The sequence below is a fragment of the Rahnella sp. CG8 genome, from assembly GCF_023701875.1.
Classification (GTDB): domain Bacteria; phylum Pseudomonadota; class Gammaproteobacteria; order Enterobacterales; family Enterobacteriaceae; genus Rahnella; species Rahnella aceris.
Map to the genome: position 1 here is coordinate 76,244 of NZ_JABAED010000010.1, position 18,046 is coordinate 94,289.

Genomic DNA, 18,046 nt, shown 5'->3' on the forward strand with positions numbered 1-18,046 from the left:
CATGACTGATAAAACTTTTTTGGTGGAAATCGGCACGGAAGAACTGCCACCGAAGGCTCTGCGCAGCCTTGCTGAATCTTTTGCCGCTAACCTGACTGCGGAGCTGGATGCGGCGAATCTGCCTCACGGCGACGTAAAATGGTTTGCCGCACCGCGCCGTCTGGCGCTGAAAGTCTCTGGTCTGCATGAATCCCAGGCTGACCGCGAAGTTGAAAAACGCGGCCCGGCTGTGGCGCAGGCATTTGATGCCGAAGGCAAACCGAGCAAAGCCGCTGAAGGCTGGGCTCGCGGTTGCGGTATCACCGTTGATCAGGCCGATCGTCTGGTCACTGACAAAGGCGAATGGCTGGTTTACCGTGCGCACGTCAAAGGTGAAAGCGCGCAACAACTGCTGCCTGCGATGATCGCCACGTCACTGTCTAAACTGCCAATTCCTAAACTGATGCGCTGGGGCGATTCCGACGTGCAGTTCGTGCGTCCGGTGCATACTGTCACCCTGCTGTTAGGCGATGAGCTGATCCCGGCGAAAATTCTCGGTATCGATTCTGCCCGCACTCTTCGCGGTCACCGCTTCATGGGCGAGCCTGAATTCACGATTGATAATGCCGATCAGTATCCGCAAATTCTGCTGGAACGCGGCAAAGTCATTGCCGATTACGAGCAGCGTAAAGCGCTGATCAAACGTGACGCGGAAAAAGCGGCAAAAGAAATTGGCGGTATCGCTGATCTGAGTGAAAGTCTGCTGGAAGAAGTCGCGTCTCTGGTTGAATGGCCGGTGGTGCTGACCGCGAAATTCGAAGAGAAATTCCTGGCTGTTCCGGCTGAAGCGCTGGTTTACACCATGAAAGGCGACCAGAAGTATTTCCCGGTGTACGACGCCGCAGGCAAACTTCTGCCGAACTTCATCTTTGTCGCCAACATCGAATCGAAAGATCCGCAGCAAATCATTTCCGGTAACGAGAAAGTGGTGCGTCCGCGTCTGGCCGATGCCGAATTCTTCTTCAATACCGACCGCAAGAAACGTCTCGAAGATAACCTGCCGCGTCTGGAAACCGTATTGTTCCAGAAGCAACTGGGTACGCTGCGCGACAAAACCGACCGTATTCAGGCGCTGTCTGGCTGGATCGCTGAGAAAATCGGTGCCAACGTTGAGAACGCAAAACGCGCCGGTCTGCTGTCTAAATGTGACCTGATGACCAACATGGTCTTCGAGTTCACCGACACGCAGGGCGTGATGGGCATGCATTATGCACGTCACGACGGCGAGCAGGAAGAAGTCGCGGTTGCGCTGAACGAGCAATATCAGCCACGCTTTGCGGGCGACGAGTTACCGGCTTCGCTGGTAGCGTGCGCGCTGGCAATCGCTGACAAGATGGACACCCTGGCCGGTATTTTTGGCATCGGTCAACATCCGAAAGGCGACAAAGACCCGTTCGCACTGCGCCGTGCCGCGCTGGGTGTTCTGCGTATTATCGTTGAGAAAAATCTGCCACTTGATCTGCAAACCCTGACCGAAGAAGCGGTGCGTCTGTACGGCGACAAGCTGACTAACGAGAAGGTAGTAGATGATGTGGTTGATTTCATGCTCGGTCGTTTCCGCGCGTGGTATCAGGAAGAAGGTCACGCAGTTGATACCATTCAGGCTGTGCTGGCACGTCGTCCGACCAAACCGGCTGATTTCGATGCGCGCGTGAAAGCGGTGAGCTACTTCCGTACGCTGGATGAAGCGGCCACGCTGGCGGCGGCCAACAAGCGTGTGTCCAACATTCTGGCGAAATCCACGGATGTTCTGCTGGATCACGTCCACGCGTCCGTACTGAAAGAACCTGCTGAGCTGAAACTGGCGACGCATCTGGTGGTTCTGCGCGACAAGCTGGAACCGCTGTTTGCCGCCGGTCAGTACAAAGAAGCGCTGGTGGAACTGGCTGCATTGCGTGAAACCGTCGATACGTTCTTTGATACCGTGATGGTGATGGATGAGAACGAAGCGGTGCGTATCAACCGCCTGACGCTGCTCTCCAAACTGCGGGAGTTGTTCCTGCAGGTGGCGGATATTTCGCTGCTTCAGTAAGTTAAGTTTTTGCTCCCTCCCCCTGCTAAGGGGAGGGTTGGCCTCCCCCTTCGCAGGGGGAGGAGCAAGGCAGCTTATCGGATGCCAATTTCTACGCTTTTTTAAAAAGCGTTCTCCCCCCAATTGTTCTATCCTATAACCCGCATGGAATGCACAGCATCGGCAGGGAACTGGCCGGAAGAAGAACATTGAAATCAGGAGTCAGGACTCATGGCTGTAGGGATCAGAAGCGGTGCATTTTCTCGCTGGCTGGCGCCGTTTATCGCACTGCTGGTGGTGTTTCAGCTCACTGCATGCGGCGATAAAGAACCGGAGCAACGCAAAGCCTTTATCGATTATTTGCAAAATACCGTGATGCGTAGCGGGCAAAATCTGCCGTCGCTGAGTGAAGATCAGAAACAACGTTTTGGTAATTACGCGAATGACTACGGCATCATTCTGTCATTCTCCCGCCAGATGAAAGGTGCCGTTGAAGGTAGCCTGGTGCCGGTGGTGAGCGCGATTGGTCAGGTGCGTACGCCGCAGGATTACATGACTCAGCGCAGCGCGTTGCAACAGGCGGCCAGCACGCTGAGCTTGCTGAATGCGCAGTTGCGTGACTCAAAAGTGAAAGCCGACACCGCGATGGCGGCATTGAAACAACCGGACGATCTGAAAGCGGTTTATAGCCAGGTATACAACAGCGTGGTGACCCAGCCTGCTAACGTGCTGACACCACTGGTGCCTGCGCTGCAAAGCTTCACGCAGGATATCGCGTCTGTGGGTGATTTCCTGCAACAGCAGGGCACTCAGGTTGCTTTCGCCAACGGCGGCGTGCAGTTCCCGACGCAGCAACAGGCCACGCAGTACAACACTATGATGTCTAATCTGGTGGGCAAACAGCAGACATTGCTTCAGGCGCAAAAAGTCGCACAGGGCGATTTTAGCAACTAAGCCTGACTGATATCAGCAACGAAGCCACGTCATCTTGTACGTGGCTTTTTTATTGACTGAGATCCTGTCCGCCTGTTTATAAAAAATGACAATTTTTTGCCTGCAAATCCGGCTGAGTTCCTCTACTTTTGAAGGTAACTGTCCGTTTTTCCCCGTATTTCACTTTAAGGATTTTTGATGAAACGTCAGATGATGACTCTGTTGGCTTCTCTGGTGCTGGCGCCGACGCTGGCTTTTGCTGCCGACAGCGCAACCGCAGATTTCACCCCGGCGCAACAGGAAGCCATTGGTAAAATTGCGGCGGATTACATGTTGCAGCACCCGGAAATCCTGGTGCAGGTCAGTCAGAAACTGCAGGCACAGCAGGCTGATCAGCAACAACAGCAAACCCTGAGCGCGGTGTTGGCAAATTCTAAAGCTCTGCTGAACGACCCTGCGACCCCAAGCTACGGCCCGAAAGATGCAAAAGTCGCGTTCGTGGAATTCTTCGATTACCAGTGCCTGTATTGCAGCCACATGGCGCCGGTTGTTGAGCAGACCGTGAAAGCCAATCCGAACGTACGTTTCGTCTTCAAAGAATGGCCAATCTTTGGTGACCGCTGGAAAGCGTCCATCACTGCGGCTGAAACCGGTATGGCTATCTGGAAAGAAAAAGGCGCTCAGGCGTACTTTGATTACCACAACAGCATTTACCGCACCGGTCATGACGAAGGTAAGCTTACGGATGCCGATATCGCCGGTGCAGTGAAAGCCGCGAAAGCGACAGCGCCAACCGATGCACAGCGTAAAGCGACGCACGAAGCCATCGCCGCTAACGATGAGCTGGCCCGTACGCTGGGCTTCAGCGGTACGCCAGGGTTCGTGGTGATGCCAACCAGCGGCGCGACCGCTGAAAACACCAGCGTTCTGCCTGGTGCTGTGTCTGCTGAAGAATTGCAGGCAGCCATTATGAAGGCGCAGGGCGGGAAGTAATTTTTGTTTCAATCCGGCAGCCTGTGCTGTCGGATTTTCTTCTCAGGTATAGTTTGGAAAGCACTTCTCAGTATCGAATGTAACGGCTGAAACTGAGTAAATTTTTACTCACTTCGTGGGTTTTGACGTGGTAACCTTCTTTTCTTCATGGATATTCATCCAATGAAACAATCTCTGATTCTGGGATCTGCCAGCAGAGTTTACTCAATTTTTTACTGATTACATGGATAGCTTATGATTGTTCAATTCGCTGATTATGCTGCGTTGAAAACGGATGAACAGCATTCCGAATTCTCAGCAGTGGAGAGCACGGGATCAGAGCACGTTATTGATCTTTCGGCCCGGCGTCAGTCTGCTGCATATAAAAAGGCCATGGCTCAGGTTTTGGAAGAAGCAGCCAAGCTAGACTGGTAACATTCAGGCTGTCCAGTCATTGGAGTGTCTATGGCTGAACCGGCAAAAAAAATCATTTCATTACCTGCATCAAATCAATCATTCGGCAACAATAACAGCATTGATGATATTCGTGAGCGCCGCTCACAAGAACTGGTCATCGGACTTTGTGGGGCGAGTGGATCAGGGGTTAAAACCCTTAAAGAAAAAATCATCACTAAACTTAAAGCCTGTAATTATCATGTTGTGCATATAAGAATTAGCGATTTAATGGCAGACACCCTGTCAGCTGCTGAAGCGGCAGAGTTAAAGAAACTTGAAGGTTATGAGCATTTTATCCAGTTGCAAAATCTCGGTAATACTCTGCGTGAAAAACATGGCAATATCATTAACTCCGAATTGGTTATCCGGAAAATAAAAGTTATCAGGACGGCAAATTTAAATACGGGAGATTTTAAAGGAGCCTCAGGAAAATCAACCAGTAAAATAGCTTACATTGTCGATCAATTAAAACATCCTGAAGAAGTTGATCTCTTTCGTGAGGTGTATCGTAATAATTTTTATCTGATCGGCTTAGTGAGAACGATTAATGAAAGAGTTATTAATTTGAAAAAGGATTTTCTTAACGATCATCAGATTGCCGAAATAATCAGGCGCGACAGGCGTTCCGAGTACCCTTATGGTCAACATGTCGAGGACACATTGCAGTGTGCCGATTATTTTATCAGGAACATAAATAATGATCAGATTAAAAAATCGATAGCCCGATTTATCGACCTTGTACATGGCGCAAATAATGTGAGTCCCAGCCAGGATGAAACCGGCATGTTCACCGCGAATTCAGCCGCATTACGCTCTGCCTGTTTATCGCGTCAGGTGGGGGCTGCTATTACGGATGATAATTGCAATATCCTCTCCACTGGCTGCAACGATGTACCTGCTGCAGGTGGTGGGCTCTATTCCTGTGAAAGCAAGAGCGATAAACGCTGTTATAACAACGATGGCTGCCATAGTGATATGCACAAGGATTTAGTCAGGCGTGAGGTCGAAGCAGTGATCGCCCGTAGTGATCCGTCACGGGCGAATGAACTTGCAATACAGATTATGAAAACCCCAAAAATAAAGTCCCTGATTGAATACTCGCGTGCTATTCATGCCGAAATGGATGCAATTACTACGATGGCGCGTCTTGCGAATGCAAGTACTTGTGATAAGACACTTTATTGCACAACTTATCCTTGCCACAACTGTGCACGACATATTGTTGCCGCTGGATTGAAGAGGGTGGTTTATATCGAACCTTATGCCAAGAGTCTGGCTGAAGACCTTCACGGTGATTCGATAGCTCATGCCGACAGTACGGATAAAACTAAAAAGGTTATTTTCGAGAATTTTGAGGGAACGGCACCGAGACGGTATACAAAATTTTTCGGTTATAGCCGTCCGAGAAAAGATGACAGAGGCAAGCCAATTTCTTATGAAATCCCTGCTTCCCATCACGTTGATCCACAATATCTGGATAGTTATGGTGATTCTGAATCAAAAGTGATTTTGAATGTTACTCATAAGCTTCGTGATGAACCTGTCCCCGATTAAAGAAGAAGCGGGTATTCCGGATACCCGCTCCCCCTGTAATTTTCTTTCAACATCTCTCCCGTAAACTCAGTTTTCCTTTCCTCAGACACGTCTGAATGCTTTTTAAGCGAAATACACAAGTCCGGCGAAAAATACTTTGTGATCAATATCACGTTTTAATGATAAAGACTCGTTAACAAAAAGTGATTTAAGTCACATATTTGGCAGGGTCATGCTCAAATAATCGTCAGTGTAGCTCGGTTACAGGCTGTTTTTGTGATGATGATCACCAAAATGCAGGGGGTGAAGGCTGTATACGTGTGATCTGCGTCACGGGCTGTCGGGTGGCTACGCGAGGCCTATAATCACGTGGTAGAGTCCGCCTCGCAGACAGCAATTCGACGGACGGATTTTTAAAGCAGTGGCACAAAAACCGAAACAACCGTCACCGATAATTAACTGATATCACGCGCTCTATTGTCAGCGCGTATCAATAGGGGTGCGTTTTATGTTTTCACCAGACGTTAAGATCAAAGTTCAAAACTTTGGTCGCTTCCTGAGTAACATGGTAATGCCCAACATCGGCGCGTTTATCGCCTGGGGTATCATTACTGCTCTGTTCATTCCTACCGGCTGGATCCCTAATGAAACATTAGCGAAACTGGTTGGCCCGATGATCACTTATCTTCTGCCATTGCTCATCGGTTATACCGGTGGTCGTCTGGTCGGTGGTGATCGCGGTGGTGTGGTCGGCGCAATCACCGTAATGGGTGTTATCGTTGGTGCGGATATGCCAATGTTCCTCGGCGCAATGATTGTAGGTCCGCTGGGCGGCTGGTGCATCAAGCGTTTCGACCGCTGGGTTGACGGTAAAATCAAAAGTGGCTTCGAGATGCTGGTCAACAACTTCTCGGCCGGTATTATCGGTATGCTGTTGGCCATTCTGGCCTTCCTGGCAATCGGTCCGCTGGTAGAAGCACTGTCTAAAGTGCTGGCTGCAGGCGTGCACATCATGGTTATTCATAACCTGTTGCCGCTGGCGTCTATCTTTGTTGAACCGGCGAAAATCCTGTTCCTCAACAACGCTATCAACCACGGTATCTTCTCTCCGCTGGGTATCCAGCAGGCGACTGAAACCGGTAAATCTATCTTCTTCCTGATCGAAGCGAACCCGGGGCCGGGTATGGGCGTCCTGATGGCGTACATGTTCTTCGGTCGTGGCAGTGCTAAACAATCAGCTGGCGGTGCGGCAATCATCCACTTCCTGGGTGGTATCCACGAAATTTATTTCCCATATGTTCTGATGAACCCACGTCTGCTGCTGGCAGTCATTCTGGGCGGTATGACTGGCGTGTTCACCCTGACTGTGCTGAACGGCGGTCTGGTGTCTCCGGCTTCTCCGGGTTCTATCCTGGCGGTTCTGGCGATGACACCAAAAGGTGCGTACTTCGCTAACATCGCGGCTATCGTGGCAGCCTTTGCGGTGTCCTTCGTTATCTCTTCTTTCCTGCTGAAAACCACCAAAGCGAAAGACGGCGACGATCTGGACGAAGCAACACGCCGTATGCAGGATATGAAAGCCCAGTCTAAAGGCGGCAAACCTGCTGTTGCAGGCGTGGCGGGCGACCTGTCTACCGTACGTAAAATCATCGTTGCCTGTGACGCCGGTATGGGTTCCAGCGCAATGGGTGCCGGTGTGCTGCGCAAAAAAGTGCAGGATGCCGGGCTGACCAACATCAGCGTCACCAACAGCGCGATCAACAACCTGCCTGATGATGTGGATCTGGTGATTACTCACCGTGACCTGACTGAACGCGCCATGCGCCAGGTGCCACACGCACAGCACATTTCGCTGACCAACTTCCTCGATAGCGGCCTGTACACGGACCTGACTTCACGTCTGGTTGAAGTGAACAAAGCCAGCCAGTACAAAGAGAAAGTGACCACCACGCTGGGCGACAGCATCGTGACTGACAATGAAAACGAAAACCTGTTCCGCATTAGCGAAAGCAACATCTTCCTCGGCCTGAACGCGGCGACCAAAGAAGACGCGATTCGTTTTGCCGGTGAACAACTGGTGAAAGGCGGGTATGTTCAGGCAGAATATGTCGACGCGATGCTGGCTCGTGAGCAGCTGACCTCGACGTATCTGGGCGAATCCATCGCTGTGCCGCACGGTACCATCGAAGCGAAAGATCGCGTGCTGAAAACCGGTATCGTGTTCTGCCAGTATCCGGCGGGTATCCGCTGGGGCGATGATGAAGATGACCGTGCACGCCTGGTCGTCGGTATCGCAGCGCGCAATAATGAGCACATCAACGTGATCACCAAACTGACCACGGCGCTGGACGAAGAAGGTGTTATCGAACGTCTGGCGAACACCACCAGCGTTGAAGAAGTTCTGACTATTCTTCGCGGCTAAGGTTGAGTAATCAGTAGAGCGTTACTAAGCGGGTCTTGATAAAAGACCCGCTTGTTGATTCGGAGCCGGGCGGCTCCCAGCTTTACCCAAAGCTTTTTACCATAAAGTATGGCCCCCGATTTGAAGGAAATATTATGAAAGCATTACATTTTGGTGCAGGTAACATTGGTCGCGGTTTTATCGGTAAATTACTTGCTGATGCCGGGATTGAGTTGACGTTTGCGGATGTCAGCCCTGCCTTACTGGATGCGCTGAACAGCCGTAAAGGTTACGACGTGCACGTGGTCGGTGAACAGGCCACCGTTGAGCCTGTCAGTAATGTGAATGCCGTGAACAGCGCCGGTCAGGAGGCAATCAACCTGATCGCTGAAGTCGATCTGGTGACCACCGCCGTCGGTCCGACCGTGCTGGAAAAAATCGCGCCGAACGTCGCTAAAGGTCTGGTGCTGCGTCATCAGCAAGGCAACGAAAAGCCGCTGAACATTATCGCCTGCGAAAACATGGTGCGCGGTACCAGCCAGTTTAAACAGCACGTATTCAACGCCCTGCCGGAAGATGAAAAAGCCTGGGTTGAAGCGCACGTCGGTTTTGTCGATTCCGCCGTAGACCGCATCGTTCCCCCTGCGGCAGCGGGCACCACCGATCCGCTGGAAGTCACCGTTGAAACCTTCAGCGAATGGATTGTGGATAAAACCCAGTTCAAAGGAGAATTGCCGGAAATCGCAGGCATGGAACTGACGGATAACCTGATGGCGTTTGTTGAACGTAAACTGTTCACCCTCAACACCGGTCATGCCATCACTGCCTATCTCGGCCAGCAGGCAGGCCACGCGACAATTCGTGATGCGATCCTCGACGAGAAAGTGCGTCTGGTGGTTCGCGGTGCCATGGAAGAAAGCGGGGAAGTGCTGATCCGCCGTTACGGTTTTGACCCGGAAAAACATTTCGCTTACATCGAAAAAATCCTGACCCGTTTCGAAAACTCGTACCTGCATGACGATGTTGAGCGCGTTGGCCGTCAGCCACTGCGTAAACTGAGTGCGGGTGATCGTCTGATCAAACCCTTGCTGGGCACGCAGGAATATCGCCTGCCGAACGACAATCTGGTGAGAGGGATTGCGGCCGCGATGCATTATCGCAGCGAGCAAGATCCGCAAGCTAAAGAACTGGTAGAATTGCTGGAGAAAGTTGGGCCAAAAGCCGCCCTTGCCCAGATTTCAGGTCTGCCAGAAGATGGCGAAGTTGTGGCGAAAGCCGTCGCTCTCTACGAATCGATGCACTGATACTGCGTTTATTTTGATTTCGCCAACACCAGGCAAAGAAAGCCCTGTCGGGCGGGATGTTTCTGCCCGACATGCGCGCATCATGGATGACGCCAGGGGCGCTGTCAGCATCGGCTCTTTAATGCAAGTAAGCCCTATGGAAAAAGCTCAGGCGTTTGAAAACCGTGTACTTGAAAAGCTTAATGCGGGTAAAACCGTGCGCAGCTTTTTAATGACCGCTGTGGAGTTACTGGCCGAAGCGCTGGATATTCTGGTGGTGCAGGTTTTCCGTAAAGATGATTATGCGGTGAAATATGCAGTCGAACCGTTACTGACCGGCACCGGACCGCTCGGTGATTTGTCTGTACGTCTCAAACTGATTTATGCGCTGGGCGTGATCAGCCGTCATGAATACGAAGATGCAGAATTACTGATGGCGCTGCGTGAAGAGCTGAATTACGACGGTGAAGAGTATCGTTTTACCGATGATGAAATTCTCGGCCCGTTCGGTGAATTGCATTGTGTGACAGAACTGCCGCCAGCGCCCACTTTCCTGAAACCGGGCGAAGCCGACGAGTCGCTGATCGCCATGCAACGTCAGCGCTATCAACAAATCGTCCGCTCCACCATGGTCCTTTCCGTGACAGGGCTGATCGCCCACATCAGTAATCAGCAGCCTTCCAGGCTTTCTCCGGTGCAAAAATAAATCCCCGTCATACTTCGAGCCACAGATGCGTTGGCTGCGTTCAGTCACCCGAATCACTTACATGAGTAAGCTCATCGGGACTCCATCACTTGCCGCCTTCCTGCAACCCGAACTATTTTGGGGATTTGTTTTAGTTAAGCGCATGGCGCACTTCGCCGACCAGCAACCACAGCGCGGTTAATGCCATCATGCCGCCCATGATTGTGTTAAACATTTTCAGCTTCCATTCCACACGTAGCGCCTGACGTAATCTGTCACCCATCACGACCCACACCAGAATGCAGGGCAGATTGATCAGCGCGAAGCCGACACAAATCAGCAGCGTGTGATGCAGCATGTTGCCATCCGGCGGGGTAAACAGAATCGCCACGTTGGTCGCCATCAGCCACGCTTTCGGGTTCACTGCCTGAAATAACGCGCCATTAATCATGTTCATCGGTTGCTGTTTTGCGCCTTCTTTCGGCGAGCCGGAACGGTAAATTTTCCACGACAGCCAGAACAGATACGCACAGCCCACTGCCGCCATTGGCAGACGCACAACAGTCATCCAGCTCAGCAGAATCGCCAGCATGGAGGTCATCAGCGCACACTGCACCACGCAGCCCAGCGTAATTCCCAGCATCATCGGCACGCTGCGGCGCAGCCCGAAATTCACCCCGGAAGCCGCCAGCAACAGATTGTTCGGGCCGGGTGTAATTGACATCACGGTGACGTAACTGACAAAAGCGGTATCGATCATTTTGTTTTCCTGCATCCCCTGTTTTCCAGATAACCAGAGTAAACACTGCACAGGAAAGGTAACAGAACCAGAAATACGCTATTGTTATGGTTACAGATAGCATAACTAAAAACTGTACCCATGACTTTTCACGGAACTGACACCATGACTGATACAGCGGATTTCAGCGACACGCGATATAACCAACTGGCGGAACAACTGGCGGACGCTATCCGCCGTGGCACACTCGCACCGGGCAGTCGTTTGCCGTCCGTGCGACGCAGCGCACAAACCTGGTCAGTCAGTATCAACACCGTGGTAGCTGCTTACCGGCGGCTGGAAGATCGCGGCTTTATCGAGGCACGGCCGCAGTCCGGTTTTTATGTGCGTGCCGCGTTGCCCGCGCTGCACCATCAGCCGCAGGAACAGCCGCAGACGCCCGCCGCAGAACCGGCAGATGAAGTGCTGGATCTGATCGACAAAGTGTTCGCCTCGCAAATTGACCCCACCTACACCAACTTATCGCTGGCCTGTCCGCAGTCGAACGATTTTTACCCGACCGGAAAACTGGGGCGGATTATGTCGTCACTGCTGCGTCGTCAGCCCAATCTGATCGGGCAATACGCGCTGCCGCCGGGCAGCCCGGCGTTACGCCAGCAAATTGCGCGCCGTGCACTGACGCTCGGCATGATTTTAGAGCCTGCGGATATCACGATTACGCACGGTTGTATGGAGGCGTTACAGCTGGCATTGCGCGTTACCACCAAACCCGGCGACAGTATCGGGCTGGAAACGCCGACCTATTTTTATCTGCTGCCGATGCTGGCGAGTCTCGGACTGAAAGCAGTGGAAATCCCCACCGATCCGCAAACCGGCCTGTCGCTGGATGTGCTGGAAATGCTGCTGACCGAGAAACGGCTGAATGCAGTGATCGCCATGCCGACGGCGCAAAATCCGCTGGGCTTTACCATGCCGCTGGCGGCGAAAAAACGGCTGGCGCGGCTGATGAACGATCACCAGGTCCCCCTGATTGAAGACGGGCTTTACGCAGAAATTCAGTTTGGCGCGACGCTGTCTCCGGCGGTAAAAGCCTTTGACCGGGACGGCTGGATCCTGTTTTGCACCAGCTTTACCAAAACGCTGGCACCTGATTTTCGCATCGGCTGGGTGGACGGCGGACGCTTTGCCGATAAGCTGCATAAACTGAAAGCGGTATCGTCAATGGCAGAGTCCGCCTTGCTTTCCCAAACGCTGACGTTGTTTCTGGAATCGGGCGGTTACGATCATCATCTGCGGGTTTTACGCAAACGCTACGCGTCGCAGGTGGAACAGGCGCGCGCGTTGATCGCCCGTTACTTCCCGCAGGGCACCCGCGCCACGCAACCGGCAGGCGGCTTTGTTATCTGGGTGGATTTCCCGCCGGGCGTCGATTGCGTCACGCTGTTCCGCCAGTTACTGAAAGATAAAATCTGCATGACGCCGGGACAACTGTATTCACCGAGCGGTCGCTACGCCAATGGCCTGCGTTTATCGTGCTGTTATGTTTTCGATACCCGCTATATTTCGGCGATGATCCGCATTGGCGAGCGGGCGTGTGAGATGTGTGGTTTGCCGCCGGGGCTGGCAGAAACGCAGGAGCAAGCTGAAGAATCGCACACTTCCTGATACACTGACGTTTATTATTCCCAATTTACAGTCGTGCCCGCTGCGGCATGAACGGATCTGAAACCATGAAAGAAGTCGAAAAAGCCGAGATTAAACGCCTCAGCGACATGCTGGATGCACTTAATCACAAAGATGCGACCGTGATTCAGGCAGGTAATGCTGAGTTAATCGCCAAGCACGAAGAAGAGAAAGAAAAACTGGCTGCCGAGATCGCGCGTTTGAAAGAAGTGCGTGAGAAAAAACTCAGCACCGAAGCGCAGAAGCTGGAAAAGCTGTTCAGCCGTGAAATCACCAAGAAAGAACAGGCTGATATGGGCACGCTGAAGAAAACCGTTCGCGGTATCGTGGTGGTTCACCCGATGACTGCGCTGGGCCGCGAAATGGGCCTGAAAGCGGTGACCGGTTTCGCTAAGAAAGAATTCTGAACTAACACGCCCTCCCCTGCGAAGGGGAGGGTTGGGGTGGGGTATTAAAGCAGAATCAAAGAGTTGAAGTGTGCTTTGACTCGGGTTTTGTCTTTATAACCCCCTCCCAGCCTCCCCCTTCGCAGGGGGAGGAGCAAAGAAAAACCCCTCCAGCCATACCCGTTCTGTTTCTTACTTCCCAAACAATCTCCGCCCAAAATCCTCGATCTTGCGATTTACCAGCCGCATCTGCATGGTTTTACTCCAGCTCGCTGAAATCCCTGCAGCAGACATCAGACGGCGATACTGTTCCTCATCAAACGGCATGTTGAAGGCGATAGAAATCGCTTCTGCGACGGACACCTCACTGTTGCGCGTCAGCAGTTCCAGCGGCCGGTCGCCACTGACATTCCCCGTACTGACCACCCGATATAACCAGCCGCAGCGGCCGCTTTGTTGTAACAGCGGCGACAGGTTTTTGCAGTCGAGAAAATGGTTCAGTTTGTAGCAGGGCGCACGGGGTTGCGTGACCTGAATCAGCGCGTCGCCCCAGCGGAAAATATCACCGATATACACGTTATCTTCGGTCATGCCGAGTGTCGAAAGGTTTTCCCCAAACGCAGGCGGATGAAAACGGTCCTCTTCTTCGGGAAACTGCTGGCGCAACCAGGCGTAATGCTCGCGGGGAAAATGACACAGCGTGCGGTCAGCGCCACCGTGATAAGACTTCTCGGCCTGCTGATCGTTCTCCAGCCCGAGAGGCGTCAGAGCGACAGCGCCATCAACCTGACGTTTGGCAATCGCACTGGGTGAAAAGTCGGGATAATGCTCGATGGTACCGATGTACACGTCGGGATAATGCATAAGCTCTCCGCTGCTGAAATGTCACTCGCTCAAGCATAACCTGCATTCGGCAGCGGGAGTAGAAGGAATACCTGCGCACATGCGGGGTGCGCAGGTTCATCAGTCAGAACGTTTCCCAGTTATCCTGACTGGTTTTGCCTTGAACTGGCAGCGGCAGGGCCGGACGGCGCAGCGCGGCGGATGCCGGTGCGGCCAGCATATCGCCGTTATCGGCCAGGCGGAATACCGAGACTGCCTGCGTCAGCGTCGCGGCCTGATCTTCGAGTGAATCGGCGGCAGCGGATGACTGCTCAACCAGCGCGGCGTTCTGCTGTGTCGTGCTGTCCATTTCGACAATCGCCTGCGAAATCTGGCTGATTCCACGGCTTTGCTCGTCAGAAGCAGAGGCGATTTCACCCATGATATCGCGCACATGCGAGACGGATTTCACGATGTCCTGCATGGTGCGTCCGGTATTTTCCACCAGCTTCGCGCCGGTGTTAACACGTTCAACCGACTCGGCAATCAGCCCTTCGATCTCTTTCGCTGCCTGCGCACTGCGCTGTGCCAGTATGCGGACTTCCGAGGCGACGACTGAGAATCCGCGACCCTGTTCACCGGCACGCGCGGCTTCAACCGCAGCGTTCAGCGCCAGGATATTGGTCTGGAACGCGATGCTGTTGATGACGGACGTAATTTCGGCGATACGTTTTGAGCTGCCGGAAATCTGCTGCATGGTGTCGACCACTTCGCCGACTTGTTTGCCGCCGAGCGTTGCGGTGCCCGAAGCCTCGCTGGCCAGTTTGCTGGCGTGATGGGCGTTATCGGCGTTCTGTTTCACCGTCGCGCTCAGTTCTTCCATGCTGGCGGCGGTTTCTTCAACCGCGGCGGCCTGCTGTTCGGTGCGTGAGGAAAGATCGGTATTCCCGGCGGCGATTTCAGCCGCCGCGTGAGAAACCTGTGAAACGCCGGAGCGGATTTCATAAATCATCGTACTGAGATTCTGGCTCATCGCGGACACCGCGTTCATCAGCATACCCAGCTCATCGCGACGTGTGGTTGGATGCGCGACAGTCAGATCGCCCCGCGCAATCGCCTCCGCCGTTTTCAGCGTATCGCGCAGCGGCTGGGCAATCTGGCGGGTGATTCGCCATGCAATGATAATCCCCACCAGCATTACGATCAGCGTAATCACCATCATGATCATCTGTGCATTAGTGATGTCTTTATGCGTGTTATCCAGTTCATTTTTGAATATTTTTGCGACCAGTGTGTTCATCTCAGCGGCTTTTACTGTCAGCAGCTGCGAGTTCTTTTGTTCATCTTCGTAAGCCGGCATGTAGGCCATAACGTGATCTTTATAGGTCGCCAGCGCACTCATCAGCGGGGCGAGTGTGGCCTGCTGATCCGGTAACAGTAATGCGTTCAGCTTTTTAGCATTGGCCTGCGTATCATCAATTGACTTTAACAGCCTGGCTTCCGATTCCTTGTTGATGTTGAGCAACAGGCCGCGCACGTCATAACGCACGTTGATCAGTTTTTGAATGACTTCGGCCAGTGAAAGACGAATGGAAGGATCGGCATCTTCCACACGCAGCTGATCTTGTAAACGTTTCACAACGGCTTCGGTTTCGGAAAGATTCCAGCTGGCGCGTACCGCATCTTTGCGGTCGACGGCTTCTTTAAACGCGGCTTGTGCCTGCTGATATTCATGAATTTTTACCGGCACCTGCTCCAGTTCTGCCTGGCCAGCGGCATCCCATTTCAGCTTGTCTTTCGACTGCTCAATCAGTTGCGACAGCGCGTCTATGTTGTCCTGATTTTGTTTGAGATATGCCGGATTGTAATTGAGCTGATAAAGCGTACGGCTGAGGCGGGCATCATTGAGTAATGCGTTCATCTGATTACTGAAATCGACTTTTTCCGCACGCTGACTGATGTCGTTAAATTTAATCATTCCCGCAGTGGTAATGACGGCCGCGATCAAAAGCACAAGCCCGAAACCCAGACCCAGTTTGGTGCCGACCTTGAGATTGTTCATCCACTGCGAAAGACCCGATCCGTTACTCATAATCATTCTCCGTCAAACATCCCTTTTAAATAGACATGCGTTTTTGTGACGCCTTTGTGAACAATCTATCGGTAGGTTGTTTAATAAACTTTATAGGATCTGTCGCGTATTTTTGATTAATGCGAGCGGGGTCTAATAATGGTGGGAAACGGAAGAATAATTCGCTGTAAAACAGTGATCATGCATACAAATTCAGGACATAAAAAAGGCGGGTCACTGACCCGCCATTGGCGAAAACATCATCATGCCCGCGAAGGGCGGCAGGGCGAAATTACTTCGCTTCAGCCAGACGTTTTGCTGCTTCGTCCCAGTTTACAACAGCCCAGAAGGCTTTGATGTAATCAGGGCGTTTGTTCTGATATTTCAGGTAGTAAGCGTGTTCCCACACGTCCAGGCCCAGCAGCGGGTAACCGGAAGCGCCGGAAATGGCTTCGCCCATCAGCGGGCTGTCCTGGTTAGCAGTAGAAACAACCGCCAGTTTGCCGTCTTTCAGTACCAGCCATGCCCAGCCTGAACCGAAACGAGTGGTCGCTGCTTTCTCAAAAGTTTCTTTGAAAGCGTCAACGCTGCCGAAATCGCGTTCGATCGCAGATTTCAGTTCGCCCTGCAGGGTGGTGCCGGTTTTCAGGCCTTTCCAGAACAGGCTGTGGTTAGCGTGGCCGCCTGCGTTGTTACGCAGTGCAACTTTCTTGTCTGCAGGAACCTGATCCAGTTTGGTGATCAGTTCTTCAACCGGCAGTGCAGCCAGTTCCGGCAAGCTTTCCAGCGCAGCGTTAGCGTTGTTCACGTAAGCCTGGTGATGTTTAGTGTGATGGATTTCCATCGTTTCTTTGTCGAAATGCGGTTCGAGTGCGTCGTATGCGTAAGGCAGTGATGGCAGTGAATAACTCATGTTCATCGTCTCCATAGTGTAGGGCGGCACCGTCATTGTGAGCACCGCGTAATCAGTCGGATCATTATAGTTAATTAAATGATATTGAAAATGATTATCTATGCTCCATGCTTTGTGCGGGTACTCGTAAGCGCCTGTTATACGGGGCTTAGAACCAGATAACCGCAAACAATCCTAAATTGTCTAAAGGCACGCGGTGCTTAGAGAGAGTTAACGTAACCGCTGCGGATGCGTATACACCGTTGCCCGTCCCGGTTTACTGAAACCGACCAGCGTCAGATTGCATTTTTCGGCAACGTCGACTGCGAGCGTGGTGGCGGCGGAGACGGCAAACAGGATTTCGATGCCGCACATCGCGGCTTTCTGCACCATTTCATAGCTGGCGCGGCTTGATACCAGCGCGGCGCCGGATATCCAGTCGTTTTGTCTGGCACGCATACCGAGCATTTTATCGAGAGCTACATGACGGCCCACATCTTCGCCGCCACCCAGTAATTCACCTTCCGGCGTGATCCACGCGGCGGCGTGGGTACAGCCGGTAAGCTGGCCGATTTCCTGCACGGATTTCAGCTGGTGCAGCGCGTTGTCCAGATTCGCCAGATCAAAGGTTTGACTGAACGGCAGCGGCGCGAGCGGGCGGAATAAATCGCCTAACTGTTCGATGCCGCAGACGCCGCAACCGGTGCGGCCTGCCATGGCGCGGCGGCGTTCTTTCAGCCCGGCGAAACGGCGGCTCGATAATTCGATGTTAACCTCAATCCCGTTACAGTTTGGTGTCACCTCCATCCCGTAAATATCACTGACCGATTCAATAATCCCTTCTGACAGCGAAAAGCCCAGCGCAAAGGCCTGCAGATCTTTCGGTGAAGCCATCATGACCACATGCGAAATGCCGTTATAAACCAGCGCAACGGGCACTTCCTGAGCAATCCAGTCATCTTCCGGCTCATTGAGATGTGCGCGCTGCATCACCGTTTTTTGGCTGGCTCCGATGATCTGAGTCACTTTTTTGTCATCTTTTTCGCCCAGTTCGTTTACTTGATGGACATCCATTAGCAATAACCTTATAAACATTCCGGCTACATAAGCCGTACAAAAACTATGGGTACTTGGCTTTAA

The 18,046-nt window shown here is 52.5% G+C and carries 15 protein-coding genes; 10 read left to right on the forward strand and 5 right to left on the reverse strand.

What is annotated here, in order from left to right:
• The first annotated feature begins 1 nt into the window (after position 1).
• The 8 genes from glyS (at position 2) to HGO41_RS11620 (ending at position 10,334) form a co-directional block, all read left to right on the forward strand.
• A complete protein-coding gene (gene glyS / locus HGO41_RS11585) occupies positions 2-2,071 on the forward strand; it encodes a glycine--tRNA ligase subunit beta (RefSeq protein WP_250981040.1) in 2,070 nt (689 codons plus the stop codon).
• A 210-nt stretch (positions 2,072-2,281) separates the two neighbouring features.
• Positions 2,282-3,004: a DUF3053 domain-containing protein gene (locus HGO41_RS11590; protein WP_013573380.1), complete on the forward strand. Its 723-nt coding sequence runs from the start codon at positions 2,282-2,284 to the stop codon at positions 3,002-3,004.
• Between the two features lie 177 nt (positions 3,005-3,181).
• Positions 3,182-3,976 carry a DsbA family protein gene (locus HGO41_RS11595; protein ID WP_121020031.1) on the forward strand — a complete coding sequence of 265 codons (795 nt, stop codon included), beginning with the start codon at positions 3,182-3,184 and terminating at the stop codon, positions 3,974-3,976.
• Between the two features lie 234 nt (positions 3,977-4,210).
• The gene (locus tag HGO41_RS11600; protein ID WP_013573382.1) at positions 4,211-4,390 is read left to right on the forward strand and encodes a hypothetical protein; all 180 of its coding nucleotides are present in this window, start codon (positions 4,211-4,213) and stop codon (positions 4,388-4,390) included.
• A 30-nt stretch (positions 4,391-4,420) separates the two neighbouring features.
• Entirely contained in the window at positions 4,421-5,965 is a 1,545-nt protein-coding gene (locus tag HGO41_RS11605; protein WP_013573383.1) for an anti-phage dCTP deaminase, read from the forward strand.
• A 487-nt stretch (positions 5,966-6,452) separates the two neighbouring features.
• Entirely contained in the window at positions 6,453-8,366 is a 1,914-nt protein-coding gene (locus tag HGO41_RS11610; protein ID WP_013573384.1) for a PTS mannitol transporter subunit IICBA, read from the forward strand.
• Between the two features lie 134 nt (positions 8,367-8,500).
• Positions 8,501-9,649, forward strand: a complete 1,149-nt coding sequence (locus tag HGO41_RS11615; protein WP_250981041.1) for a mannitol-1-phosphate 5-dehydrogenase — start codon at positions 8,501-8,503, stop codon at positions 9,647-9,649.
• A gap of 136 nt (positions 9,650-9,785) precedes the next feature.
• Entirely contained in the window at positions 9,786-10,334 is a 549-nt protein-coding gene (locus HGO41_RS11620; RefSeq protein ID WP_014411435.1) for an MltR family transcriptional regulator, read from the forward strand.
• Between the two features lie 130 nt (positions 10,335-10,464).
• Here the strand turns inward: HGO41_RS11620 and HGO41_RS11625 are convergent, their stop codons facing one another.
• Positions 10,465-11,073 (reverse strand): LysE family translocator, encoded by a 609-nt coding sequence (locus HGO41_RS11625; protein ID WP_013573388.1) that lies wholly within the window; start codon positions 11,071-11,073, stop codon positions 10,465-10,467.
• A gap of 144 nt (positions 11,074-11,217) precedes the next feature.
• Here HGO41_RS11625 and HGO41_RS11630 point away from each other — a divergent pair, with 144 nt between their 5' ends.
• Together HGO41_RS11630 and HGO41_RS11635 are read left to right on the forward strand one after the other, a co-directional pair.
• Positions 11,218-12,717 carry an aminotransferase-like domain-containing protein gene (locus tag HGO41_RS11630; protein ID WP_250981042.1) on the forward strand — a complete coding sequence of 500 codons (1,500 nt, stop codon included), beginning with the start codon at positions 11,218-11,220 and terminating at the stop codon, positions 12,715-12,717.
• A gap of 65 nt (positions 12,718-12,782) precedes the next feature.
• Positions 12,783-13,142, forward strand: coding sequence for a YibL family ribosome-associated protein (locus tag HGO41_RS11635; protein WP_013573390.1), 360 nt, complete (start codon positions 12,783-12,785; stop codon positions 13,140-13,142).
• A 171-nt stretch (positions 13,143-13,313) separates the two neighbouring features.
• Here the strand turns inward: HGO41_RS11635 and yiiM are convergent, their stop codons facing one another.
• The 4 genes from yiiM to fdhD all read right to left on the reverse strand — a co-directional run bounded on the left by yiiM (position 13,314) and on the right by fdhD (position 17,980).
• A complete protein-coding gene (gene yiiM, locus HGO41_RS11640) occupies positions 13,314-13,985 on the reverse strand; it encodes a 6-hydroxyaminopurine reductase (protein WP_250981043.1) in 672 nt (223 codons plus the stop codon).
• Positions 13,986-14,088: 103 nt separating this feature from the next.
• Positions 14,089-16,035, reverse strand: coding sequence for a methyl-accepting chemotaxis protein (locus HGO41_RS11645; RefSeq protein ID WP_112151993.1), 1,947 nt, complete (start codon positions 16,033-16,035; stop codon positions 14,089-14,091).
• 271 nt (positions 16,036-16,306) lie between these two features.
• Complete coding sequence (gene sodA, locus HGO41_RS11650; protein WP_013573393.1) at positions 16,307-16,927, reverse strand: superoxide dismutase [Mn]; 621 nt, start codon at positions 16,925-16,927, stop codon at positions 16,307-16,309.
• Positions 16,928-17,137: 210 nt separating this feature from the next.
• On the reverse strand, positions 17,138-17,980 hold the full coding sequence (gene fdhD / locus HGO41_RS11655; RefSeq protein ID WP_250981044.1) for a formate dehydrogenase accessory sulfurtransferase FdhD: 843 nt from the start codon (positions 17,978-17,980) through the stop codon (positions 17,138-17,140).
• Positions 17,981-18,046 lie beyond the last annotated feature (66 nt).

Coding starts and splice junctions, on each gene's coding strand:
- HGO41_RS11595 (WP_121020031.1), top strand. CDS start 3,182: ATGAAACGTCAGATGATGACTCTGTTGGCTTCTCTGGTGCTGGCGCCG.
- HGO41_RS11615 (WP_250981041.1), top strand. CDS start 8,501: ATGAAAGCATTACATTTTGGTGCAGGTAACATTGGTCGCGGTTTTATC.
- HGO41_RS11630 (WP_250981042.1), top strand. CDS start 11,218: ATGACTGATACAGCGGATTTCAGCGACACGCGATATAACCAACTGGCG.
- HGO41_RS11600 (WP_013573382.1), top strand. CDS start 4,211: ATGATTGTTCAATTCGCTGATTATGCTGCGTTGAAAACGGATGAACAG.
- glyS (WP_250981040.1), top strand. CDS start 2: ATGACTGATAAAACTTTTTTGGTGGAAATCGGCACGGAAGAACTGCCA.
- yiiM (WP_250981043.1), bottom strand. CDS start 13,985: ATGCATTATCCCGACGTGTACATCGGTACCATCGAGCATTATCCCGAC.
- HGO41_RS11610 (WP_013573384.1), top strand. CDS start 6,453: ATGTTTTCACCAGACGTTAAGATCAAAGTTCAAAACTTTGGTCGCTTC.
- sodA (WP_013573393.1), bottom strand. CDS start 16,927: ATGAGTTATTCACTGCCATCACTGCCTTACGCATACGACGCACTCGAA.
- HGO41_RS11625 (WP_013573388.1), bottom strand. CDS start 11,073: ATGATCGATACCGCTTTTGTCAGTTACGTCACCGTGATGTCAATTACA.
- fdhD (WP_250981044.1), bottom strand. CDS start 17,980: ATGGATGTCCATCAAGTAAACGAACTGGGCGAAAAAGATGACAAAAAA.
- HGO41_RS11620 (WP_014411435.1), top strand. CDS start 9,786: ATGGAAAAAGCTCAGGCGTTTGAAAACCGTGTACTTGAAAAGCTTAAT.
- HGO41_RS11635 (WP_013573390.1), top strand. CDS start 12,783: ATGAAAGAAGTCGAAAAAGCCGAGATTAAACGCCTCAGCGACATGCTG.
- HGO41_RS11645 (WP_112151993.1), bottom strand. CDS start 16,035: ATGAGTAACGGATCGGGTCTTTCGCAGTGGATGAACAATCTCAAGGTC.
- HGO41_RS11590 (WP_013573380.1), top strand. CDS start 2,282: ATGGCTGTAGGGATCAGAAGCGGTGCATTTTCTCGCTGGCTGGCGCCG.
- HGO41_RS11605 (WP_013573383.1), top strand. CDS start 4,421: ATGGCTGAACCGGCAAAAAAAATCATTTCATTACCTGCATCAAATCAA.